Annotated in this window: 1 protein-coding gene; it reads right to left on the minus strand. The window is 58.4% G+C overall.

What is annotated here, in order from left to right:
• A partial coding sequence (locus MoGM_RS00095; protein WP_104368242.1) for a MalY/PatB family protein occupies nt 1-883 on the minus strand: 883 nt, incomplete at both ends.

Consider the following 883-nt stretch of genomic DNA (forward strand, 5'->3'; position numbering starts at 1 on the left):
TATGTGCCCTCCATAGGCACTATGCGCACACGCGGAAGCCGCCCGGCGAAAAACTCACACAGTGCCGTGTAATTGCCCTTGATGTAGGCCAACAGACTGTCGAGCCACTCCCCGCCCTCATTATAGGCCGCTATGAGGGCTGCCACACCGAAAGGATTTACGTCGCACACCTCGTTGATGTTTATCGCCCGGTCTATGCGACGGCGCACATCGGCATCGGCCGATATTATATTGGCTATCTGCAATCCCGCAGTGTTGAACGCTTTTGACGGTGAACAGCACGTCACCGAGTTTGCCAGACAGCCGGCAGAGAGCGACGCGAACGGGCGATACTCATGCCCGTCGTATACCAACTCGCAGTGTATCTCGTCGGAAACGACGGTCACACCGTGGCGCATGCAGATGTCGTTGACCCGCAACAGTTCCTCTGCCGTCCACACACGGCCGGCGGGGTTATGCGGGTTGCAGAGCAGCATGAGCCGTGCTCTCGGGTCGGCAGCCCGCCGTTCCAAGTCGTCGAAGTCCATTGTGTACCGGCCGCCGGCATATATCAGCGGACTTTCCGACACCTCGCAACCGTTATTCCTGATAGACGAGAAGAAGCAGTTGTAGACCGGAGTCTGCACGATCACACGGTCGCCAGGCACTGTGAGAGCCTTTATCACGGCCGACACGGCCGGCACCACACCCGATGTATACTGTATCCACTCACGCCGCATTGTCCACCCGTGACGACGGGAGAACCATGAGATGACAGCATCGTAATACTCGTCGGTCACAAGCGTATATCCAAACACGCCGTGCTCGACCCTGCGCCGCAACGCGTCCATTTTCGGCCGGGCCACGCGGAAGTCCATGTCGGCCACCCACATGGGTATTATGT

The organism is Prevotella sp. MGM1, assembly GCF_002933775.1.
Taxonomy (GTDB): Bacteria; Bacteroidota; Bacteroidia; order Bacteroidales; family Bacteroidaceae; genus Prevotella.